This window comes from Halonotius pteroides, from assembly GCF_003605635.1.
GTDB lineage: Archaea > Halobacteriota > Halobacteria > Halobacteriales > Haloferacaceae > Halonotius > Halonotius pteroides.
The window spans coordinates 58189-81008 of the sequence record NZ_QMDW01000010.1 but is presented as its reverse complement, the minus strand read 5'-3'; the positions used below and the strand labels follow the sequence as shown (position 1 = coordinate 81008).

The 22820-nt window shown below is 59.7% G+C and carries 23 protein-coding genes, 1 tRNA gene and 2 pseudogenes; 11 read left to right on the top strand and 15 right to left on the bottom strand.

The annotated features are described in order from the left end of the window. Window positions 1-137 precede the first annotated feature (137 nt). The gene (locus DP106_RS08665; RefSeq protein WP_205738912.1) at window positions 138-1298 is read left to right on the top strand and encodes an ABC transporter ATP-binding protein; all 1161 of its coding nucleotides are present in this window, start codon (window positions 138-140) and stop codon (window positions 1296-1298) included. Window positions 1299-1310: 12 nt separating this feature from the next. On the opposite strand, the gene DP106_RS15830 is transcribed toward DP106_RS08665, so the two are convergent. Then, complete coding sequence (locus DP106_RS15830) at window positions 1311-1484, bottom strand: DUF7550 family protein (protein WP_165857854.1); 174 nt, start codon at window positions 1482-1484, stop codon at window positions 1311-1313. A gap of 95 nt (window positions 1485-1579) precedes the next feature. Here DP106_RS15830 and DP106_RS08660 point away from each other — a divergent pair, with 95 nt between their 5' ends. Beyond that, entirely contained in the window at window positions 1580-3352 is a 1773-nt protein-coding gene (locus DP106_RS08660; RefSeq protein WP_120084725.1) for a glycoside hydrolase family 13 protein, read from the top strand. Between the two features lie 72 nt (window positions 3353-3424). Here DP106_RS08660 and DP106_RS08655 read toward each other — a convergent pair whose 3' ends face one another. Both DP106_RS08655 and DP106_RS08650 read right to left on the bottom strand, forming a co-directional pair. Beyond that, the gene (locus tag DP106_RS08655; protein ID WP_120084724.1) at window positions 3425-3742 is read right to left on the bottom strand and encodes a hypothetical protein; all 318 of its coding nucleotides are present in this window, start codon (window positions 3740-3742) and stop codon (window positions 3425-3427) included. 124 nt (window positions 3743-3866) lie between these two features. Beyond that, a complete protein-coding gene (locus DP106_RS08650) occupies window positions 3867-4871 on the bottom strand; it encodes an alcohol dehydrogenase (protein WP_120084722.1) in 1005 nt (334 codons plus the stop codon). A gap of 318 nt (window positions 4872-5189) precedes the next feature. On the opposite strand from DP106_RS08650, the gene DP106_RS08645 reads away from it, so the two are divergent. From DP106_RS08645 to DP106_RS08630, 4 genes are all read left to right on the top strand, one after another. Continuing rightward, a complete protein-coding gene (locus tag DP106_RS08645) occupies window positions 5190-5528 on the top strand; it encodes a toxin-antitoxin system TumE family protein (RefSeq protein ID WP_120084721.1) in 339 nt (112 codons plus the stop codon). Window positions 5529-5546: 18 nt separating this feature from the next. Further along, window positions 5547-5981 carry an HVO_A0114 family putative DNA-binding protein gene (locus DP106_RS16230; protein ID WP_120084720.1) on the top strand — a complete coding sequence of 145 codons (435 nt, stop codon included), beginning with the start codon at window positions 5547-5549 and terminating at the stop codon, window positions 5979-5981. A gap of 84 nt (window positions 5982-6065) precedes the next feature. After that, window positions 6066-7163: a hypothetical protein gene (locus DP106_RS08635; RefSeq protein ID WP_120084719.1), complete on the top strand. Its 1098-nt coding sequence runs from the start codon at window positions 6066-6068 to the stop codon at window positions 7161-7163. A 292-nt stretch (window positions 7164-7455) separates the two neighbouring features. Continuing rightward, window positions 7456-8448 (top strand): deoxyhypusine synthase, encoded by a 993-nt coding sequence (locus DP106_RS08630; protein ID WP_120084718.1) that lies wholly within the window; start codon window positions 7456-7458, stop codon window positions 8446-8448. Here the strand turns inward: DP106_RS08630 and DP106_RS08625 are convergent. After that, on the bottom strand, window positions 8445-10136 hold the full coding sequence (locus DP106_RS08625) for a sensor histidine kinase (RefSeq protein WP_120084716.1): 1692 nt from the start codon (window positions 10134-10136) through the stop codon (window positions 8445-8447). The genes DP106_RS08630 and DP106_RS08625 overlap by 4 nt on opposite strands. A 167-nt stretch (window positions 10137-10303) precedes the next feature. Between DP106_RS08625 and hisF the strand changes: the two genes are divergently transcribed. Further along, a complete protein-coding gene (gene hisF, locus DP106_RS08620; RefSeq protein WP_120084715.1) occupies window positions 10304-11119 on the top strand; it encodes an imidazole glycerol phosphate synthase subunit HisF in 816 nt (271 codons plus the stop codon). Here the strand turns inward: hisF and DP106_RS08615 are convergent, their stop codons facing one another. From DP106_RS08615 to DP106_RS08600, 4 genes are all read right to left on the bottom strand, one after another. Continuing rightward, window positions 11120-11404 (bottom strand): DNA-directed RNA polymerase subunit L, encoded by a 285-nt coding sequence (locus DP106_RS08615; protein ID WP_120084713.1) that lies wholly within the window; start codon window positions 11402-11404, stop codon window positions 11120-11122. A 367-nt stretch (window positions 11405-11771) separates the two neighbouring features. After that, a complete protein-coding gene (locus DP106_RS08610) occupies window positions 11772-12407 on the bottom strand; it encodes a uracil-DNA glycosylase family protein (RefSeq protein ID WP_120084712.1) in 636 nt (211 codons plus the stop codon). A 47-nt stretch (window positions 12408-12454) separates the two neighbouring features. Beyond that, a complete protein-coding gene (locus tag DP106_RS08605; RefSeq protein WP_120084711.1) occupies window positions 12455-12931 on the bottom strand; it encodes a DUF5793 family protein in 477 nt (158 codons plus the stop codon). Between the two features lie 139 nt (window positions 12932-13070). Continuing rightward, entirely contained in the window at window positions 13071-13265 is a 195-nt protein-coding gene (locus DP106_RS08600) for a cold-shock protein (protein ID WP_120084710.1), read from the bottom strand. 266 nt (window positions 13266-13531) lie between these two features. Here DP106_RS08600 and DP106_RS08595 point away from each other — a divergent pair. From DP106_RS08595 to DP106_RS08585, 3 genes and pseudogenes are all read left to right on the top strand, one after another. Beyond that, a pseudogene (locus DP106_RS08595) lies at window positions 13532-13768 on the top strand (type II toxin-antitoxin system HicB family antitoxin); the annotation flags it as partial. Next, a pseudogene (locus tag DP106_RS08590) lies at window positions 13769-14019 on the top strand (type II toxin-antitoxin system HicA family toxin). Window positions 14020-14099: 80 nt separating this feature from the next. Continuing rightward, window positions 14100-15281, top strand: a complete 1182-nt coding sequence (locus DP106_RS08585; RefSeq protein ID WP_120084707.1) for a type I restriction enzyme HsdR N-terminal domain-containing protein — start codon at window positions 14100-14102, stop codon at window positions 15279-15281. Window positions 15282-15383: 102 nt separating this feature from the next. On the opposite strand, the gene DP106_RS08580 is transcribed toward DP106_RS08585, so the two are convergent. The 4 genes from DP106_RS08580 to tuf all read right to left on the bottom strand — a co-directional run bounded on the left by DP106_RS08580 (window position 15384) and on the right by tuf (window position 17824). Next, a tRNA-Ala gene (locus tag DP106_RS08580) sits at window positions 15384-15455 on the bottom strand. A gap of 4 nt (window positions 15456-15459) precedes the next feature. Then, window positions 15460-16068, bottom strand: a complete 609-nt coding sequence (locus tag DP106_RS08575; RefSeq protein ID WP_120084706.1) for a rhomboid family intramembrane serine protease — start codon at window positions 16066-16068, stop codon at window positions 15460-15462. Between the two features lie 181 nt (window positions 16069-16249). After that, entirely contained in the window at window positions 16250-16558 is a 309-nt protein-coding gene (gene rpsJ / locus DP106_RS08570) for a 30S ribosomal protein S10 (RefSeq protein WP_021060477.1), read from the bottom strand. Next, complete coding sequence (gene tuf, locus DP106_RS08565) at window positions 16559-17824, bottom strand: translation elongation factor EF-1 subunit alpha (protein ID WP_120084704.1); 1266 nt, start codon at window positions 17822-17824, stop codon at window positions 16559-16561. 194 nt (window positions 17825-18018) lie between these two features. On the opposite strand from tuf, the gene DP106_RS08560 reads away from it, so the two are divergent. Further along, entirely contained in the window at window positions 18019-18594 is a 576-nt protein-coding gene (locus DP106_RS08560) for a hypothetical protein (protein ID WP_120084703.1), read from the top strand. A gap of 44 nt (window positions 18595-18638) precedes the next feature. Here the strand turns inward: DP106_RS08560 and DP106_RS08555 are convergent, their stop codons facing one another. The 3 genes from DP106_RS08555 to DP106_RS08545 all read right to left on the bottom strand — a co-directional run bounded on the left by DP106_RS08555 (window position 18639) and on the right by DP106_RS08545 (window position 22520). Further along, window positions 18639-19598 carry a homoserine dehydrogenase gene (locus DP106_RS08555; RefSeq protein ID WP_120084702.1) on the bottom strand — a complete coding sequence of 320 codons (960 nt, stop codon included), beginning with the start codon at window positions 19596-19598 and terminating at the stop codon, window positions 18639-18641. Beyond that, window positions 19595-20125 (bottom strand): amino acid-binding protein, encoded by a 531-nt coding sequence (locus DP106_RS08550; RefSeq protein WP_120084701.1) that lies wholly within the window; start codon window positions 20123-20125, stop codon window positions 19595-19597. The genes DP106_RS08555 and DP106_RS08550 overlap by 4 nt, the downstream gene beginning before the upstream one ends. 208 nt (window positions 20126-20333) lie before the next feature. Further along, entirely contained in the window at window positions 20334-22520 is a 2187-nt protein-coding gene (locus tag DP106_RS08545; protein WP_120084699.1) for an elongation factor EF-2, read from the bottom strand. Window positions 22521-22820: the final 300 nt, after the last annotated feature.

Here is a 22820-nt window from a genome sequence, read left to right as displayed (position 1 = left end):
GTCCTAAAGTAGTGTGGCAGCAAGAACGGAGCGGCCATGGCCACCGTCGCTGGCTTTCGGTTGCTCCATTTCGGATCGCTATGGCAAACAACTCACTCATGCACGGCGCGGTCGCACAGGACGCCGAGCACCCGACGATGGCCGATGAGTCGGAATCAACCGTCGACGATCCGATTCTCGAAGTTGATGGGGTAACCAAGGAGTTCAGCAAGGAGACCGCGGTTTCGGAGGTTTCGCTGGCGGTCGAACGCGGCGAACTCCTCACGCTACTCGGCCCCTCCGGGTGCGGGAAAACAACGACGCTCCGGCTGCTGGCCGGGCTTGAAACGCCGACAGCGGGAGAGATCACACTTAACGACAAGCCGGTGGCACGGCCAGCCGAGGCGACCGACCCTGAGGAACGAGATGTGGGGATCGTCTTTCAGGACTTCGCGCTGTTTCCGCATCTCTCGGTGCGAGAGAACATCGCTTTCGGGGTCGACGACATGGACGCTGTCGACACTGAGGCCCGTGTCGATGAGCTTCTGGAGTTAGTGGATCTGCCTGACCACGGTGAAAAGTCGCCGGATCAACTGTCGGGCGGACAGAAACAGCGCGTCGCGCTCGCCCGGTCGCTCGCTCCTGAGCCTGCGGTGTTGCTGCTTGATGAGCCGTTTTCAAATCTCGATGTTCGGCTGCGGGTCGAGATGCGCGAGGAGGTTCGATCAATTCTCAAGGAAGCTGGCGTCACCGCGATCTCGGTCACCCACGACCAGGAGGAAGCGCTCTCGATCTCCGATCGCGTCGCCGTGATGAACAACGGGGAGATCGAACAGCTCGGTCGCCCTGAGCGCGTATACGAGCAACCAAAATCCCGCTTTGTTGCCTCCTTCCTCGGCCGGGCAAGCTTTGTGACGGCATACGTCCACGACGACACCGTCAAAACCGGGATCGGAACGTTCGATGCCCGAACACTCGACGGCTACGCCGCGGAGTATGACAGTATCGCTGTCGACGTACTCGTCCGACCTGACGACCTCCGGGCTGGCCGGGCCCACGAGGAGCAGACCGACGGCGAGGTTGTCTCCCGACAGTACGTCGGCCCATCATTCATCTACCGGGTCGAACTCGATAGCGGGGATACGATCCACTGCCTACACAACCACGTCGAGGATTTCGAGCTCGGCGAGCGTGTGACCGTTGATCTCGTCGCCGATCACCCGCTGGCGTGGTATCCACGCCCTGGGATCGACGAGACAGGCGAACAGTGTGGGGTCACTGGGGACGGCGATTTCTGTTCGTTCACCGAGAGCCTGTAGTCGACAGCCGGCTCACAGCGCGATCAACGGGAGTCCAAACACGACGAGGAGGCCACCAAGCAGTATGAGCCCGCCGGTCGTCGCTTGCTGGCGGGTAAACGACTGCATCGGGGCAGTAACACGGGTGGCCGTCCCCTCCTCGTGTCGGTCGAACGGATCATCGTCGGTGTGGTCGTGTGCGCTCATTAGCTGACTGTTCGCTGGTAGCATCCTAAAACACACGCATCAGCATTGTCGCCGGAAACAGAGGTATTAACGCAGTCGGACGAACAAGAAGAGATATGACAGCCTCGACGACGGACGAACAGCTTCTTGACCGTGCATGGTGGAAAGAATCGGTTATCTATCAGATCTATCCGCGGAGTTTCAATGATACAGACGGCGATGGGGTCGGCGATATCCCAGGGATCATCGAAAAACTCGATTATCTCGACGATCTCGGCGTCGATATCATCTGGCTCAACCCGGTGTATGAGTCACCGAACGCCGACAACGGATACGACATCGCCGACTACCAGTCGATCATGGACGAGTTCGGGACGATAGACGACTGGGAGGAGCTGCTGGATGGTCTCCATGACCGCGATATCAAGCTCATCATGGATCTCGTGGTGAACCACACCTCCGACGAACACGAGTGGTTTGTTGACGCCCGCGATCCCGATAGCGACTATCACGACTACTACATCTGGAAGCAGGGTCGCACTGATGTCGGGGGCTTCACCGGCCATCTCGGCCCCGAAGACGAGGCCCCACCAAACGAGTGGGAGTCCTTCTTCGGCGGCCCAGCGTGGGCCTACGACGAGGATGTTGGCAAGTGGTATCTCCATCTGTTCGACGAGAAACAGCCCGATCTGAACTGGGAAAATCCCGACGTGCGCGACGAGATCTTCGAGATGATGGAGTGGTGGCTTGAGAAGGGGATCGACGGCTTCCGGATGGACGTGATCAACCTTCTCTCAAAGCCGGATTCGGTGACGAAACACGACCCGCCGCGAAACGATACCGAGGTCTGGGAGACCTTCGACGGCCCACGGATGCAGGAGTTCCTCGATGAGATGCACGACCGCGTGCTCGCCGACCGCGACGTGTTCGCCCTCGGCGAGATGATGGGTCGGATGGATATGGAGACCGCTATCGACTACGTCGGCCGCGATGGGCCGCTGTCGACCTTGTTCCACTTCGATCACGTCCTGCTGGATCACGGCGGCGAGATCTGGGAAACCAACGAGTGGACGCTCAACGACCTGCGGGACTCGTTTAATCGCTGGCAGTACGGGCTCGCCGAGGACGGCTGGAATAGCATCTACCTGAGCAATCACGACCAGCCGCGGCTGGTCTCGCGGTTCGGCAACGACGACGAGTACCGCGAGGCGTCCGCCAAACTGCTGGCAACGCTGATCTTCACGTTACGCGGGACACCGTACATCTTCCAAGGCGCGGAGATCGGCATGACGAACTACCCCTTCGACTCACTGGAGGAGTTCCGCGACGTGGAGACGATCAACCCCGTGCGAAACGCCCTCGAAAGCGGCGAGATCGAGCATTTCGACGACATCAAACACGGCCTGCGGCACAACAGCCGCGACAACGCCCGGACGCCGATGCAGTGGGACGACAGCGAAAACGCCGGTTTCACCGACGGCGAGCCGTGGATCGGCGTCAACCCGAACCACGACGAGATCAACGTCGAGGCCGCCCGCGCCGACAAGGATTCGATCTGGCACTACTACCGCGACCTGATGGACCTCCGGAAGGACAGCGACGTGAGCGACGTGCTGGTCTACGGCGACTACGAGGTGCTGATCAACGACCACGAGGAGGTCTGGTCGTACGTGCGTACGCTGGGCGGGGAGCGACTGCTAGTTACGCTCAACTTCGCCGAGTTCGAGAGCCACACCTGGATTCCGGAGTATGAGGTTGAGTTCAATCCCCACGAGATGGAGGCCGAACTCCTGGTGTGTAACTACGGAGCCGACGAGCGGGCAACCGATGTCGACGCCGCGGCCTTCGATCTGCGACCGTGGGAGGCGCGGATCTATCGGTTGCGCTGAGCTGACGCTGTCGAGTACAACTTTGTCCGTCGAAAACGACCGCAACGGCGATCGACAACAGGTGTGACTGTGTTAGGCCGATATGCGACACCAGGAGTTTGCCGCCTCAAGCGCGGAGACCGCTGAGCTAAAGCCAGCTTGTGTAACCCCGTAGAACAGCTCTCGGCCAGCAGGCGTTTGCAGCTGGAGGATATCAGTATGGTTGGTCACGCGATACACGCTGAGCCGCCACCCCCCCGCAGTGCGGTACCACTCTGACTCAAGTGAGGCTTCAGCGTCGTCGACGACACGCGATCCAAGCTCCCAGCTCAGCCGTGTGGTCGGCTGCAGTGAGTCCGGCACCGAGTCAGGAAGGATCGAACAACTGTGTGAGTCACAGTGAGCTGACATGGGCTAAAAAATGGGGCTATGGCAAATAAAAATAATCCGTTTGTGGCAATGGAGCCGCGTCGGGCGGGAGGCGAGATAGCTCGATGTGTTGAAAACGGGGGCGGTGCTTGGTGTGAGTCGCGGTCTACATCGTAAGTACGGCTCTGAACCGTGCGTCGTTGGAGATCATCCGGTCGTATGCGGTTGCAACGTCGGACAGCGGGTAGGTTTCGATCTGCGGGGTAATCTCTCTGAGAGAGCTAAATTCAAGCGTATCCTGTGAGTCGCGGGCGTCACCGGAACCCCAGCCTTCGACTGATCCGGCAGTACCGATAAGATGCTGGGCGTTCACCGCAACGTCCTCACCGGGGACACCAACGATGATCACCGCACCGTCGTTGCCGATGCCCGCAACAACCGAGGAGATCGCTTCACTGGAGGGAGCTGTTGCGAGCACCCCATCGGCACCGCCGAGCGATTGGATGGCTGCTGCCGAGTCACGCTCGCTGGCGTTGATAAAGTGATCAGCACCCAACTCCATCGCGAGCGATTCCTTGTCCGGGCTGCGGGAGAGCGCAACCGTCTCGTAACCGGCAGCGTGAGCGTACTGGATCCCGAGGTGACCGAGGCCACCAACGCCCTGGACGGCGACGAGATCCCCGGGTTGGAGATCGGCGTTGCGAAGCGCGTTGTACGTCGTGACGCCCGCACACAGAAGCGGGGCCGCATCAACAGCGGCGAGATCGTCCGGCACCGCTGCGATCGCCTCGGCCGGGACGGTGGTGTACTCGGCGTAGCCACCATCGAAAGTCAACCCGGTAATATCGGCGTTGTCGCACTTGAGGAACTCACCGCGTCGGCAGGGCTCACAGCTGAAACAGTGGCCGCCGTGCCAGCCAGCACCAACAAACTCGCCTTCGGCCCACTGTGAAACGTCGTCACCGACCGCATCAACGTAGCCGGTTACCTCGTGGCCCGGCACACGCGGGTAGCTCAGTTGTGGATGGCCGCTCTCTTTGACGAAGGCGTCGCTGTGACAGACGCCACAGGCTTCGACCGCGATCCGTACCTCGTCGGCTGCGGGCACAGGGATATCCCGCTCAACGAGTTCAAACTCAGCACCGGCTTCCGGCACAACGGCTGCTTGCATTGTTTGAGACACACCACTACTTTCGACCGAACGCGAAAAAAGCTAGCTATATCATGAGGGTGTGGTCGAAATGGATCGGGTGTTTGTACGATCACATTGGGCTATCGTTTCATAATCTTAGAATGATATTATCTGAACCCAGACGGCCCAGCGTGGTGCGCTTCGAGACGAACGGGCGACCGATGTCGACGCCGCTGGCTTCGATCTGCGGCCGTGGGAAGCGCGTATTTATCGGCTGAAATAACGCGTTGCCTGCGGTAGCTGTTGGTAGTAGAACCAACAGTCTCACACTGATGGCTCACAAACCAACAGCCGGGGATGAACCTCACGGACGACGAGTTAGACGGGTTCACCTTTCGGAAGCGGTACGCCGACGGGACGTTCATTCGGTTAATGATCCGCCGAACGGCGGCCGACGCGTACCCGTCCGGATGGCGGTACGCGCTCCACTACGGCGCGGTCGCCCCCGATGCCGTCGATAGGGAGACCCTCGACGACGGAACGATCCGCCGGTACGACAACGCTCACGAGGCCACCAAGGGCCACGAACTCCACATTGCACCCGATCCCACACCAACAACGGTCCAGTTTCCCGGCATGGTCGAACTGTACGACCGGTTCTGGAACGAAATCCCGAAAGCCCGAATCAACCCGTGAGGCCACGAGGTGATACACATGACACTATCCGACGCATTCGACGACACGACGACGGCCGACACGCTGCTCGTCACGGTACAGCACGACGACGACCTCTACCGCGACGGCCGCGAGGCAATCGAGCGGCTGCGCCGTAGCGACGGGGTCAACGACCCCGACAGGTTCGCCTTCGAGAGTTCCGACCTGCTGTTCGAGACGTTCAATCCACGTACGATGGCGTTGCTCGAAACCATCGCCGACGCCGCTCCCGAGAGCATCCGCGAGACCGCGCGGCTCGTCAACCGCGACGTGAAAAACGTCCACGAGGAACTCTCCGAACTCGAACGCCTCGGCGTGATTCGCTTCGAGACGAGCGAGCGGGCGAAACAGCCGATCTTCCCCTACGAGGAAATCGTGATCAGTCTCCCGTTCGATCACGGCGGGGCTTATGATATCACTCACACAAGGTCTTAGATGGATTTCTCTCAGTCTATCTCTGCATTGATCTTGAGCTTCTGATCCCCTAACTTGATGTAGTCTGAATTATGAAAAGTGTATATGACTGACAACGGCTGGGTTGCCTCCGATGCGACAAAATATAAATTCCATGATCAAAGACCCAATTGGATTAGTCTCGCGGCAGTTGCAGTTGCTGTTGATGATTTAGATGATTTTAATGAGGCGTATTTCGATGTTGTTAAACAGAAATCCAAACAATATAATATTGAAACACAGCACCCAATAATTAAAGATTCAGATATCACGAGATGGGTTACTGATTGGGATCGTGCAGAAGCACGTCGAGATATTGTTACTGAGCTGTTGTCCATCGATACAATACGTGAGGTGCAGTTTGTTGAAACCTCGTTGTCTCCAATGTGGATTGATATTTTTGATGAAAATGAAGATGATAAGAAAAGAATAGAATCTCAAAAGTTTATGAACAATTTCTTGGAAAAATACTATAACATAATTGCAATATGGGAATACTTACGGAAGAAAGAGACTAGACCGCATCATCTTCCTCACGATGACTGGCCAATACACAAGAACGTAATGACGGACGATTTTGGCGGCCACATTTCTGAAGCGTGGCTTGGAGTAGGTGGCTTGGCAGATCAAATTCAGGTTGTTCCTCAGGGCGATAAAACGTATCCTCTCCTTTCTCTAGCAGATCTAACGATGGATATGGTCAAACAACAGGTAGACGAGTGGGGCGAGAAGGAAATCTACGAATTTTTAAAAAACATAACCCCAGATGAATCTGCGTACGTGGATTCAAAAGCTATTGATCATGGAGATGATTTAGAGAAGATGATCCCACACACTGCAGAGAGCATCCGTAGCATTCTGCATTATCCTAGCCCAAAAATATATTTGGAAACCGGAAGATCGATGGACTCGGCGAAGGCAAAATCCTTAGATATTTTCGATCACGCCTGCAAATTCGCTCAAGAAAATAATGGATGTGTGAAATTTTTTAACGAAAGCAGAGACAGAGATTATATGTGCAAGGAAGATTATCTGATCGTACTAGATAATCCCGGATCGTTGAGTTGTTATCAGGAGCTCAATGATAGAAAAGCAATCACCGTTATGGATCGAAAAGAGGCTAAGAATTTTTTCAGGGATGAAATATCTGCGTATATTGATTAGAGAAGTCACTACGTGGTTTGTGTAACACGGTTCCGGGGAGGGAACCGTAGGAATACGCGTCCCGGGGAGGGACGCGTCGTAAATAATGTTAGTGGCTGAGTGAATAAATAATTTATTGAATACTCTCGTAGATGAACAGGCTGAGTTAACCTGTTTAAAATGAGGATTTTTTGATTTACATTTGGGCATATGAGTATAGATTGTACAGGCTGCAGTTGTCTGATTTTGCGCCAATGACATTGTAGTGGCCCCAACCCGATTCGTTCAAACCCTCGTAGCCCAACGCTCACACATGAGCGACGACACGAGCGAAGAGACCCACGACCACGTCGTGCCGGGCAGCGACAACGAGCCCGATACCGAAGACGTGGCCGGCTACGATTTCCGCGGCGAGTTCGATCTTGACGACTTACTGGACAGCTACGCGACGACCGGCTTTCAGGCAACCCACCTCGCGGAGGGCATCGAGATCAGCAAGCAGATGCAGGACGACGACGCGACGATCTACCTCACCTGCACCTCCAACATCATCTCCTCGGGGCTGCGGGAGGTCGTCGCCTCGCTGATCCGCGAGGGCCACATCGACGTACTCATCACAACCTCCGGCTCGCTGACCGAGGACGTGATCAAATCCGCCCGGCCGTTCAAGATGGGCGAGTGGGACGCCGACGAGGCCGAACTCCGCGAGCGAGGGATCAATCGCTTGGGCAACATCTACGTCCCCTCAGATCGCTACGTCTGGCTCGAACAGTATCTGTATGATTTCTTCGATGACTTCTTCGCCGACGAACAGATTCGCACGCCGACCGCGTTCGCCCGCGAGCTGGGCGAGCGGCTGGACGACGAGGATTCGGTGCTGAAACAGGCCGCCGACCACGACGTGTCCGTCTACTGTCCCGCCCTGACCGACGCCGAGGTCGGCAACTTCCTCTATTACTACAAACAGGCCAACGATGTCGACATCGGCATCGAGATCCTCGACGACTACGACAAGCTCATCGAACAGGGCCTGCTGGCCGATACGACCGGGTTGATCGCCGTCGGCGACGGCGTTCCGAAACACCACGCGATCATGACGAACCTCTTCCGCGGTGGCGCGGATTATGTGGTTTACATCTCGACGGGGATGGAGGGCGACGGCTCACTGTCGGGCGCGCCGCCGGACGAGGCCGTCTCCTGGGGAAAGATCAAACAACAGGAGACAAACTACACTCAGATCGAAGCCGAGGCGACACTGGTGTTCCCGTTGTTGGCGGCCGCGGCGTTCCACAACCGCGACGACTAAGCCGGCGACTGATTGAACCGTAGCGTGATCGTGGTGCCGTTGTCGCCGGTATCGTAGGTGATCGACCCATCGATCTCCTCGACAACCATCGTCACGATCCAGAGGCCGAGCCCGCTCCCATGTGAGAGAACGTCCTCCCGACCGCGCTCAAGCACCGTGAGCTCATTCACTGGAATGCCGGGCCCGTTATCAGCGATCGTGAGCACCACCGCGTCGGCCTGCTGATTGAGCGTGACCCGCACCTCCGCGTCGGCCGCAGGGTTGTGCTCGGCGGCGTTCTCGATGAGATTTTGCAGGGCGGGTTTGATATCCGGCGTCACCTCGACCGTACACGCAGACGGACAGTCGACGACGAATGTTGTCTCGGGATACCCCTGTTCGTACTCGGCGACCGTCTGACTCAGTAGCTCACACATCGCCACCGGGGTTGTGCGCCCGCGGTGTTCGGCGACATCCTTCATCGTCCGCGCTTTGGTGCTGATCGAAAGCAGGTCGTCGGCGGCCTCAAAGGCAGCACGGGCCTGAGTTTCCTCCGTTCCATCGAGTTTGTCAATCAGAGCTTGGCTGTTCGCTTGGACGATGTCGACCTTGTTGCGGATGTTGTGTCTGAGCGCGCGGGTGAGGATCTGTTTGAGGAGTGCCAGATTCTCCGCTCGACGACGCTGAGTGGTGATATCCCGAACCGTGATCGCAACGCCGTAGCTGTCGCCAAAGGAGTCCAGCGGCGCGGCATACAGCCGATGTACTCGCTTATCACCGTCGCGGCTGAGTGTCACCTCGGCGTCGGTTGGAGCGGCAAGATCGGCGGGCACCGCGTTGATAACCGCCGTTGGCAACGCCGTATCCGCGCGTTCGCCGGCGGCCACCGCCGGAAACATCGCCGCCGCCGGGGCGTTGAAATCCACGATCCGCTGTTCAGGGTTGAGGACGAGTACCGGCGCGGTGATCCCATCGATCACATCGGACATATCGACCGGCGTGTAGCCAAACAGATCGTAGCGGTACAGGCCGACCACGTAGGAGACGCCGACACCTGTCACCGCTAACGCAGGGTAGTCGACACCGGAGACCGCGTGTGGAATCCCCGATTCGACCACCTCAATCAAGATCGCGCCGGACGTTGCAACAAAAACGAGGGCGATCTGCCAGGCCTGCACGTAGTTTGCGGTCAGCAGCTTATAGAGGATCAGCCCGGAGCCGGCCGCAAACGCTGCCAGCGCAAGCACCTCGACAACCCCGGAAAGCGCGGTATCAGTCCAGGTGACGAAGGCAAACGGCTCCCTAATGGTCGTTGGATTCGTGTTTGTCCGTGCCGCGATCGGTGGAAACGACTCCACGGCAAGCATGCTCCCCCCGACGGCCGCCAGCGGGTAGGCAACCGACCGACGCATGAGTACCGAGCGGTAGCCAGCATAGACCACAGCAAAATACAACCAGACGAGCGTCATCAACACCTGAAAAAACTGCTCGATGAGGTGGAGCTCCCAGGCAAGGGCAACCGGGCCGACGATCCTGAGCAATACGGTCGCATTCCACGCGACAGTGACCCCAAGGAACAACAAAAATGCCTGTGCGGCATGCTGGTCGCGACGGTGGTATGTCCAGATGGCACTCCCGAGCCCGAGCACACACGCAAGACCGAACACAAGCACGTGCCAGAAGCGCACGCTACCAGATTCAAGAAGCATTGGACGTGATGGAGGGCGCGATACGGTATCCTGTTGTACTTACCGCCGGTGTATAATACCAGCCTTTCCGACGTTGACGAGACAGATCTTACCGGAGATCCGTGCCGTTGTCAGTTCCCCCGTTGCAGACGATTTTTACCCGGTGGTTGCGTAGACGGTCGTATCAGATGACACTCACAAAACGGATTATCCCCTGTATCGATGTCGACCTCGATGAGGACGGCAACGCCGCGGTTTACACCGGGGTCAACTTCGAGGATCTCAAATACACCGGCGACCCCGTCGAGATGGCGAAAGCCTACAACGAATCCGGAGCCGACGAGTTCGTCTTTCTCGATATCACCGCCTCTGCCGAGGGGCGGGAAACCATGCTCGAAACCGTCTCGGCGGTTGCCGACGAATGCTTCATCCCGCTGACTGTCGGCGGCGGAATTCGGACGAAAGACGACATCAAGGAAACGCTGCGCGCTGGCGCTGATAAGGTCTCGATCAACACCGGCGCGTTGGAACGTCCGGAACTCATCACCGAGGGCGCGGAGGCCTTCGGCAGCCAGTGTATCGTCATCTCCGTCGACGCCCGCCGCCGCTCCGACGATGAGGGCGAACAGTACGTCACCGTCGACGGCGAGGAAGTCTGGTTTGAATGCACCGTCAAAGGCGGCCGGGAGGGCACCGGTCGCGACGTGATCTCGTGGGCAAAGGAGGCCGAAGACCGCGGCGCGGGCGAGCTGTTCGTCAACTCCATCGACGCTGACGGCACGAAAGATGGGTACGACATCGCGCTAACGAAGGCGGTCTGTGACAATGTCTCGACGCCGGTGATCGCCTCCTCGGGGTGTGGTGGCCCAGGGGATATGGAGGAAGTCTTCGTCGAAGCAGGTGCAGACGCGGGGCTGGCAGCCTCCATCTTCCACTTTGATGAGTACAGCATCGCCGACACAAAAGCCTATCTCGCTGACAAAGGCCTCCCGATCCGGGGGTAACTACGCCGCCGTCTCGAAGGCGTCTTTGAACGCGTCAGTCGTCTCCCGAACCGCGCTCGCGCCGTCGGCTAAGGCATCCAGCGGATCGCGGCCGTCCTCGGTTGTAATCGACAGGACAGGTTCGGTCTGGCCGCCGGACTGCTCGGGGTTCATGTTGTAGGTCGCGGCGGAAACGCCATCGGCCTCAAGCAGTTCCCCTTTCAGGACGTTCATGAATGTGTGATCCTCGCCGGCGATCTCGATCCGCAGCTCCGTGTCGGTTTTCTCGATAACGCGCAGTTCCATAATCGCCGTTTGGGCGGTCACCGTTTTACGCTTTCGTTGTCCGAGACTGGCGACCGAGAATGAAAGGAACATGCTGACAGCGATAATCTAACCATACCGCAGGGCTGACAGCGCGCGGAAGGCGGCCCGCGAGGGGCCGTCTGACTGACCAAGCCACTGTGGGAGCACTAGTCCACAGCGTGTCGGCGACGCTGACGCGTCAACGCCAGTTCGCCGATAAATGATTGCACGGATGGGCGCAAAAAGGCTTCCGACGGGCTAAATTTCGCCAGCCGACCACGTAATTCTGGGTAAATGCTCATCTAAAAAGCGATACAGCGTGAACTGTCGGATTCAGAGGCGATGCACCGAACGTTCGTCCGCTCGGCTACCGAACGTAGTATGGATCACTGCCGGCAATGAACCGCCCCAGATCGCTCTCTCGACGGAAGTCCGTCGCTTGGAGCCGATCAAGAGCGGTTTTCAACACGTCGCCGTCGTCGGGGCCCCAGTCGGCGGGCTCGGCGACTGGCATCACGAGCCAGCCGCTGCCACGAACCTCCGTCGCATGGAGGTCGGTCATCTCGGTTGCCGGCGTCCACGAGCGAGCGGTACAGGTTTCAAACACATGGCGGGTCGCGCGTTCACCGACCGGGAGCAGGACGTGGGCCGCGATCGCGCGGAGTTCGGCGTCGAAAAACGGCTCCAGCTCAGTGTACTCGCGGTCGGTCGGCCCGCTGTCGGTTGGAGAGACACAGAGATGCAGATACGAGAAGTAGGTGGAGTTGACCATCGGCTGATCGCCGGTTGTGTCGAGTAACCCGGTCGCTTGCAAAGTTGATTGGAGGGTCTCAGCACTTGCTGTCTCGGTAAACGGCACGCCGGTGTCGACCCCGCCGTGGCTGCCTGGATGGTCGCCGATCACGTGAAAGTCGGCGTTGGCATCGCCGTAGCCGGGGACGAACCGCTCACAGGGCGGTTGAAGATCAAAGGGATTGCTCGTCCGATCGGTAACGTTGCGCACGGGAAACGGTTGGGTGGAGGACGCTAACTGTCTATTGGTTTCGGTCGCTACAGCTCAACGCCGGAAGGGATCAGACTCTGGCTGCGCAGCAGATCACCCGCATCGTCGTAGACGAGGAAGGTGCCCTTGTCGTAGGTCATCGTCTTGCCGTCGGCCAACGAGAGCCGGATCCGGTAGCGGGCGTCGGCCGCGTCGGTCGACTGGCCGTACTCCCGGGCCGCGTGGATGAACCCGAAGACATCCTCGGCGTCCTCGTTGGTCTCGAAGATGAACTCGCCGGTCAGCCGGTTGGTGACGCCGACAACGCCGGTAGCGTCATCGGTGTCGTCGAAGGGATCCCGGAGTCGGAAGGCGACATCGATCTCCTCGCTGTCCAGCGGTGTCCCGTCGACGCCGGTCAGACGGTCGATCAGCTCCTCGGCCGGCCCGGAAAACTCGATTAAGGCGAGTGGCTGTTCGGGGTCGTCGTCGGCCTCCACCCACTCAAGATTGCGCACGTCGAGGTCGAAGTGTTCACGCCGCATTCGGTACTTGTGTTTCGGTTTCCGTGGGTATCAAGCTGACGCCCGGTGACCATAGCAGCACCGCTGGACGGGTGAGAAATCAGGAAAATCTGATCGCGTCGATGCCGCGACGCTCGTTGCTGCGCGATTGGAGCTGGCCTTACAGGCGCTCGAGGTTCGTCGCTCGCGGACCCTTCGGGGACTCTTCGATGTCAAACTCGACGTCCTGGCCCTCTTCGAGGTCCGGGCCGCCAACGTCTTCCATGTGGAAGAACACGTCGTCGTCAGCATCGTCAGTATCAATGAATCCGTAGCCGCCAGTGTCGTTGAAGAAGTCAACCGTACCGTTTGCCATTGCAACTTGACCGAAGAGCCGGAGGTATGTAAATCCCCCATGAGAGTCGATAGCTCGGGGCGTGTGAGAGGGCACTACAAGCAGACATGATAGCAACCAAGCCAGCCCACGGAGTCGCTCCGCAGCCACGGGGCGGGTTGTGGCTACTGAACTTCTCGGGTGGATGTCGCACACAGGACACGTGATGCGAAAGAAAGCGGTGGCGGCCGAACCCTTCTCCAGAATTCAAACAGGGGTGCGGGGACACAGCCGGCCGCACATGCGACAACCGCGCCGAGGGGGTCGAATTCATCTACGAGGACGACAGCCGGATCACCGCCCGAGACCTCGAAACCGGCGTGGCGTCCTACGGTGAGATCAAAGCCGAAGCACTCGTGATGCTCGCTGAGGCCTTGTCACTGCATACGGGCGAGGGGGAGCCAGTGACCGACGAGACACTCCGAGAGTTCGGACTTGACCCAGAGAACACGGACGACGAGTCCCTCCCAGAATTTATGCAGTAGATGGTGCGGACAAATTTCTCCGGGCAGGAGATCGCAAATGTACTCCGCAATCACGATTTAGACGGGCAGGCCAGCGAGGGAGCCACCTGAAACTTCGATACGAACACCCCGAAGCCGACGAGGTGCGTGTCGTGTCGATCCCGATGAAATCAGAGGACGAAATTCCGACAGGGACGTCACAGTCGATTGCCGAGCAGTGCGGGGCAGCGGATTTCCACGCATGGTGTGCGTGGATCGATAAGAACTGTTGAGTGGCAACGAACGCATTCATAATTCCAAACAGCCGCCGAGTCGCACTATTTTAAATGGGTTCGCTGACCATACCACTGCCATGCAGCGGGACGAAGTCGAGGAGTACGTCGGGCGGTGTCAACAGCTCATCGAGTCGTCACCGCAGATGGACGAGGAGAACACGAAGGTCAAACTCGTCCAGCCGTTTCTCGAACTCCTCGGCTGGGATCTCTACTCGACGGAGGTCGCCCTCGAATACACGATCCCGATGGCCTCGGGTAGCACGCACGTCGATTACGCCCTCCTCGTTGGCGACTCGCCGGTGGTGTTCGTCGAGGCGAAGCCGGTTCGGTCGTCGCTAACTGATGACGAAGTCAGCCAGTTGCGGAGCTACATGCGACAGGAGCTCGATGTTGACTGGGGGATTTTGACCAACGGCCAGTCGTTCGAAGTGCTCACGAAGAACCGCAACGAGAACGGCGGCGAGGAGGTGTCTGTCGTCCAGTTCGAACTCGGCGATCTGACCGAGAACCCCGGTGTGCTGGAACTACTCACGAAGGAATCGATTCGGTCGGGGAAGTCGGACGAGGTCGCCGAACAGGTCGCCCAGACGAACCGCGCGATCAACGCGCTACAGGACAACGAGGACGGCGTCACCGACGCTGTAACCGACGCCGTTGAACGCGAGGTCGGCGAACTGACGATTGATCTGGAGGAACAGGCCCGCGAGTTCGTCCAAGGGCTCGTCTCGGTGCTTCGAGAGCAACGGCAGTTTGTGAGCGACAAACCACAAGAAGAAATCGAAGAAGAGCCTGACAAAGCGGATGATTCATCCGAAGAAATCAACGCGAAACGTAGTCGAATCGCTGGAACGATCGATCGAACCGAAATCGAGGGTGATGGTGATTCACGCGTTGCAGTGTTCCCAACCAAAGAGTCCGGCGTGCCGTTTCTCGAAGAAAACGAAGCGTGGGGCTTCGTTCGCGTTGGTAGCGAGTTCGATTACGTAGGGATGTACGTCACCGGCGACGTAAGAGAAATCAAGTACGTCGCTCGGGTGGCGGACGTAGTTGATCCCGATGATGCTGAGTTGTTGCGGGAACCGATGGATTACAAAGACGCTGCCAAAATAGACGATGGAAAGAAGGTAATTACCTTCGAACCGGGATCACTCTACGAGCTTGAATATCCAATCCCATTCGAATCAAAATACCCGCAAGGGCTACGATACACGACCCTTGAGAAATTACGGACTGCAGAAACAACCGATGATGTGCTGTAGGCGAATCAGTGTTTAACGATGGACTCGTCGGGACTCCCGCGAGCGAACGCAGTGAGCGAGTGGGAGTAAGACGAGTCCACGAACCGAGCGAAGCGAGGTGAGTGGACTCGTCGGGATTTGAACCCGAGGCCTCTTCCTTGCGAAGGAAGCGATCTACCGCTGATCTACGAGCCCGCATTCAAATTCTGCCGTGGCGCGTACTTGTAGCTTCTGTTTCGGCCGACGACGTATCGAGCACCCCCGCCGCACCAGCCACAAGCCCAACGAACAGCCCGGTGAAATGCGCGACCAGTGCGACCCCCGGCTGGCCGGTCAGCACTGTTACCGCCAGCGCGGCCACCGCGTAAAGGGTCACCTGTGCCCGCGGAGAGAGCCGCAGCCGATCCAGCAGCGTCGTCGACACCGTGTTGCCGGCCAACAGATAGCCGACCAGCCCGAAGACCGCGCCACTGGCCCCGAGCACCGCGGTCGCCGGGCCAACCAATCCGCTAACGACGACCTGGGCAACCCCCGCGAGCGCGCCAACCGTGAGGAAAAACAGATGAAAGCGCAGCCACGTTGTTCGGCGTTCGACCGCGAACCCGGCGACGACGAGGACGACGCTGTTGGCGATGAGATGCCCCAGCGAGGCATGCGCGTAGATGCTGGTAACGATCGTCACCGGATCGGCGGTGATCGGTGGCGCAAGGACGAACAGGCCGCCGAGGCCGACGAACGACAGCGGTATCTGCAGGAGGAAGACGATCAAGACAGCACCGAGTGTATCGATCGTCGGACTCCGATTCATGACTGCTGTTCGGTAGGGACGGACAAAAGCGGACTGTCAGCAGCACCGACGATCCAGTCGGTGATCGAACGATATCGACCCACCGAAGGCGAGCCGCACAGCTCGTGGAGTGATAAAATGAAAAGCGGTGAGCCACGGGTGGCCTTAGCGCGGCAGCAGCTGTGTGAGCAGCCGGGCGGGGTCAGTCTTCAAGAACGATCTCGATGCTGACTTCGTTGGGCACCTGCACGCGCATGAGCTGGCGGAGCGCGCGTTCGTCGGCGTCCAGATCGATCAGCCGCTTGTGAACACGCATCTCCCAGTGCTCCCACGTCGCAGTCCCTTCGCCGTCAGGCGACTTCCGCGAGGGGATCTCCAGGGTCTTCGTCGGCAGCGGGATCGGCCCGCTGAGCGTGACGCCGGTTTTCTCGGCGATTTCCCGCACGTCGTCGCAGATGTCGTCGAGATCCTCGGGGTGGGTGCCGGCGAGGCGGACTCGTGCTTGCTGCATTTATCGCTCGTTGACGTCGAGGACTTTGCCGGCCGCGATGGTCTGACCCATGTCCCGCACCGCGAAGCTGCCAAGCTCCGGAATCTCACCCGAAGGCTCGAGGCTGAGCGGCTTCTGCGGACGCACCGTCACGATGGCGGCGTCGCCCGACTGGATGAAGTCCGGGTTCTCCTCGGCGACTTCGCCCGTCGAGGGGTCAAGCTTCTGATCGAGAGACTCGATGGTACAGGCGACCTGCGCCGTGTGGGCGTGGAAGACCGGCGTGTACCCCGAGGTGATCACCGACGGATGCTGCATGACGACGAGCTGGGCCTGGAACGTCTCGGCGACGCTTGGTGGGTCGTCGGCGGGGCCACAGACGTCACCGCGTCGGATGTCGTCCTTGCCGATGCCACGGACGTTGAAGCCGACGTTGTCACCGGGGCCAGCGCTCGGCACCTCTTCGTGGTGCATCTCGACGGTTTTGACCTCGCCGCCGACATCCGAAGGCTGGAAGGAGACGTTGTTGCCTGGCTCCATCGTTCCGGTTTCGATCCGTCCGACCGGGACGGTACCGATGCCGGAGATGGTGTACACGTCCTGGATCGGGAGTCGGAGCGGCGCGTCCGTCGGCGGCTCGACTTCCGGCAGGTCGTTGAGGGCTTCCAGCAGCGTGTCGCCGCTGTACCAGCCCGTGTTGTCGGAGGCCTCGGCGATATTGTCGCCCTCGAAGGCCGAGATCGGAATGAATTTCGCCTTTTCGGTGTCGAAGCGAACCTGATTGAGGAGGTCGCCGACCTCGTCTTTGACTTCCTCGTATTTGCTCTCGCCGTAATCGACGAGATCCATCTTGTTGACGCCGATGATGAGCTCGTTGATACCGAGGGTGCGAGCGAGGAACACGTGCTCGCGGGTCTGGGGTGCGACACCGTCGTCGGCGGCGACGACGAGAACCGCGTTGTCGGCCTGACTCGCGCCCGTGATCATGTTTTTCACGAAGTCGCGGTGGCCCGGACAGTCGACGATGGTGAAGTTGTACTCGTCGGTGTCGAACTCCTGGTGGGCGATGTCGATGGTGACACCGCGCTCTCGCTCCTCGGCGAGGTTGTCCATCACGTAGGCGAACTCAAAGCCGCCTTTGCCTTTCTCTTCGGCTTCTTCTTTGTGCTGTTCGATCACGTGCTCTGGGACGGAGCCTGTCTCGTACAGGAGGCGTCCCACAAGCGTGCTCTTGCCGTGGTCAACGTGGCCGATGATGGCCAAGTTCTGGTGTAGTTTATCGCTCATGGGTGAAGTCACGCGCTAAGGCGTTCTGTGTGGCTTCTTTCGACAGTTCCCCGTAAAACCATTACGATACGTCTCCCGGGCGATACCGCTGCCGTCTTGCGGTTTGTGCGAGCACGTACCACGCGCTGTGGGGTGTGGCCGGCCCTACCCATCGACAGCAGGGGTATTAACTCGCCGCACGCCAACGACTCTGTATGAACGGCCGGCTCGGGCTCATCGGTGTCGTGTGTGCGGCCGTGCTGCTCGGCGTGACGACCCTTGCGGCCCCGCCCACCACCGGCCAGACGGGGATCGTCGCCCAGCAGAGCAGCGTCAACACCGACAATGTCCGAATCACGGGCACCGTCGGCGACGCTATCGACGACGTCTCTCTCGACGGCCAGACCAGTCTCCGAATCCAGTGGCCCGACGGCTACACCATCCAGTCGGTGACACCCGTGGCCGACAGGAGCCCGGACAACGCGGTTGTGTGGGGTGGTGCGGAGACAGAATTTGTGACGGGTGATCCTCGAATCGTTCTCACCACTGAGGGTGGGGGGCTCACGCCGGCCATGCTGATCGGCGTTATCCTTGTTATCCTGCTGGCGGGCGTCGGCGGCTGGTTCTACCAGCGACAGCCAAGCGGCGGCGGTTCCGTGCGGGCCACCACAGACGGTGACGCCGCTCATGACGACCGCGAGATGACCACGACCGACTCGGCTGGCAAGGCCACAGCAACCACAGCCGATGATGACAAACCTAACCCAGAACGTCTCAGCAACGAGGAGTAGCTGTTCGAACTGCTTGAGGAATTACGGCGACCGCAAAGATCCGCTTAGTCGACGAGACGACTCACGTCCGACAACACCGCGGTCGCGGTTTCGGGGCCGCCTGCGCCGCGGCCGCTGATGTTGAGCCGGTCGGCATGCGTCGTCTCCAACTGAACGATATTGAGCGTCCCCGTCACCGACAGCGGGCCGTCGTCAGGCACAAGTCGCGGGCCGACGCGAACGCCGTCCGGTGTCGCCTCGCCGATCAACCGGATCGTCCGGCCGTCCTCGGCGGCGAGTTCAAGCGCGGTACCGGGGATATCGGTGATCCCCTCAACCGTCGCGTCGTCAAGGGTGTACTCCTCGTCGCCGTCAGCAAGGACGTTCGAAAGGATGACGAACTTCAGCGCGGCGTCAATCCCCTCCACGTCGAAGGTTGGGTCGGCCTCGGCGACACCGAGATCCTGCGCTTCGGCGAGGACATGGTCGTAATCCAGTCCCTCGGCGGCCATCCGCGAGAGGATGAAGTTCGCGGTTCCGTTGAGCACCCCACGGGCGGCGGTGATGTGATCAGCACCGAAGTCGTCGATCGTCGAGCAGATCGGGATCGCACCGCCAACAGTTGCCTCAAACCGGATCTGACCGTCGCTGTCGGCCTCCAACTCGCGGAGATCGCCGTACCGCTCGGCGACCGGCCCCTTGTTGGCGAGGACGGCGTGGTTGTCGCGGTTGAGCGCGTGGGCGATGTGTGAGAAACCGGGTTCGGCGTCGCCGAGCGTTGTCGGCGTTGCTTCGACTAAGACATCGTAGTCAGCATCGAGGGCAGCATCGGGATCGCTGTCGCCAACAACACCTTCGTCGGCTTTACGCTTGAGGACGGCGTCGGTGTCGATGCCGTCAGGGTCGATTGCGGCCGACGAGGAGTCGGCGACGGCGGTGACGGTGTGGCCGTACTCGTCAGCCAACTCGACGACCGAGCGACCGACCGCGCCAACGCCGAGGACAGCGAGTCGCGCGCCGGTCATTGGGTGCCCTCCGTGAGCGGCTCGATGACATGGAGATCCTTGCCGTCGGCGATCTCGCGAAGCGTCGAGAGCACCGCGTCGGTCGTCCCCGATTTGGTTTTAAGACGCAGCCGTGCGCTCGAACTATCATCGTTGCCACGAGGAGCCGACAGTGAAAGATCGGTCAGCGACGCGTTGGCGCAGGCTTCGACCTGTTGGAGGGTATCTGAGAGGTCGGTGTCGACGAGGTGGCCGACCAACAGCACAACCAACTCTTCGTCGTACCGCTCGGAGCCAGCCTGAATCACGTTGACACCGCCCTCTCGCAGGGAGTCGACGATCCGCTCGAAGCGATCCGGCGCACAGGAAACGTCGACCTCGACCGGGATGTGGCCCCGGGGAGTGACGTTGCCGCGCTCGTGGTAGATCGACATGAGATTGCCGCCAGCTTCCGAGATCGGTTCAAGCGCACCCAGCAGTTCACCCGGCTCGTCGACAAGTTCAAGCCGGATCGTGTGGGTTTGGGACTCGCCTGTGGTGTCGCTCATCGGCGACCACCCCAGTGGGGTGTGCGTGTCGGTGGACACGGTGTCGATCCCGACAGAGAGCCACAGCTCCGTCGTGCGATACTGTTCGGTCGGGAACGTGCCGTGTCCGTCGGCATACAGGTGTCACGTTTTGACGGACGGTATAAGACTGCATCGAAGGCGGCTCTCCGACGACAAACCCAGCGATCACAACGCGTCGACAGCGGCGTTAGATGTAGTCGATGCTCGGCGGGAGTTCCTGTTTCATCCCTTTGCGCTCGCGGATCTCGCTGATGATCTCGGGCTGGAGGCTGTCGACCAGCACGCGGAAGCCAGCGTTTTCCGTATTCCAGGAGGCACGACCCTCGGTGGCCGAGCGAATATCGGAGGAGAAACCGATCATCTCCTCGACGGGGGCGATCCCCTCGATCACCATGAGGTCACCCTCTTGATACATGTCGTCGACGCGGCCGCGGCGGCCCTGGATCTCACCGGAGGCATCGCCCATGTACTCCGAGGGTACGTCGATGCGAACGTCCTGAATCGGTTCAAGCATCTTGATCCGCGCATCGATCAACGAGCGGTGTACCGCATCGCGGACGGCCGGGATGACCTGTGCCGGACCACGGTGGATGGTGTCCTCGTGGAGTTTGGCGTCGTGGAGGCGCAGCAGCGCGCCCTGGACAGGTTCGGCAGCCAGCGGCCCGTCGTCGAGAGCATCTTCGAGGCCTTCGATGACGAGCTCCATCGTCTCATTCAGGTGCTGAATTCCTTTTGTCTCGTCAATAAGGACGTTGGTGTTGAAGATGTGTTCGACATCCTGTGAGGTGTCTTTGTCCATGCCGGCCTCCTGGAGGGCCTCACGGCGTTCGAGCTCCGGCATATCCATCGAGGCCTTCCCAAGGTGGATCGCATCGACGATATCCTGATCCATCGGCTCGGCGGTGATGTAGAACTTGTTGTGGCGGTTCGGCGAGACACCTTCGACCTCGCGGGACTCCTCCTGTGGCTGCTCCCGGAAGACGACAATCGGTTCGCCGGTGTGGACGTCGATGCCTTGGTTGTCGCGGATCCGGTGGGTGATGACTTCGAGGTGCAGCTCGCCTTGGCCGGAGATCAGGTGTTCACCGGTGTCTTCGTTGATCTCGATCTGGATCGTCGGATCCTCTTTGGCGACCTGCTGGAGCACCTCGATGAGCTTCGGCAGGTCGTCCATCGTCTTCGCCTCGACACTCTTCGTGATGACGGGCTCGGAGATGTGTTCGATCGACTCGAAGGGCGTCATCTCCACGCCGGAGACAGTCGAGCCGGCGATCGCATCCTTCAGGCCGGTGACGGCGGCGATGTTGCCGGCAGGAACGGCCTCAACCTCCTCGCGTTCGCCACCCATGAAGATCCCGACCGACTGGACGCGGTTGGTGCCCGCAGTGCCGGAAACGTAGAGCTCTTGGCCCTTTTCGATCGTTCCGGAGAACAATCGCCCCGTAGCGATCTCGCCGGCGTGGGGATCCATCGAGATATCCGTCGACATGAAGACAACCTCGCCGTCCTCGTCGACCAGCCGCATGCTTTCGGCGAGATCGGAGTCGGCGTCGCCGCGCCAGACCGTCGGGATACGACGGGGCTGGGCGTCAACAGGGTTCGGGAAGTGCTCGGCGACCATGTCAAGGACGACGTTCGACAGCGGGGTTCGTTCCTGCAGTTCCATCCGACCTTCCTCGCCGCTGCGTTCGAGCTCCATGATATCGCCGAAGTCGATGCCGGTGCGCTGCATCGACGGCATCGAGACGCCCCACTTGTAGAGCGCCGATCCGAAGCCGACGGTGCCGTCTTCGACCGAAACCGTCCAGTCGTAGTCCTCCTCTTCGGTCATCCCGCGGATGAGCTCGTTGACATCGGAGATCACCGACAGCAGCCGCTTTTGCATCTCTTCGGGGCCTTCCTGCAGCTCGTTGATGAGCCGGTCGACCTTGTTGATGAAGAGTGCGGGCTTGACACCCTCCCGCAGTGCCTGCCGGAGGACGGTCTCGGTCTGTGGCATCGCGCCTTCGACGGCGTCGACAACGACCAGCGCGCCGTCGACGGCACGCATCGCCCGCGTCACGTCGCCACCGAAGTCGACGTGGCCCGGCGTGTCGATGAGGTTGATGAGGTGGTTGGTGTCCTCGTACTCGTGGGTCATCGAGACGTTTGCCGCGTCAATGGTGATGCCGCGTTCCTGTTCGTCCTCCTCGGTGTCCATCGCGAGCTGTTCGCCCGCGGTCTCATCGGAGATCATGCCCGCACCGGCGAGCAGGTTGTCGGTCAGCGTCGTCTTCCCGTGGTCGACGTGGGCGGCGATGGCGATATTCCGGATGTTCTCCGGATCGTTCATCAGCCGCTCACACTCGTTGACGATCTTCTTTCGTCGGCCCATTATACAGACGGATACCGGCAGGAGGGTGAAAAGCATAGTGTTTCTCCTCGGGTTTATTCGCCCGTAAACGACGGTTAGGAGCCGAAAACCGACGACAGTGTGGTAAGTTGGCACAAGAGAAACGACAGTCCGACAGTCGGTAGCGGCAAAACTGACCAAGCCACGCTTCTGGCGGCCTGCGAAAATCAAAGATGTTCGGGCGACCAGAAGCGCAGCTTCTGGTAGACTAAACCAGCGAGAGCATCGAGGGTTTGCTACAGCTAAATCATTGATTCAGCTTCTCAGCTGATAGCCATCTAT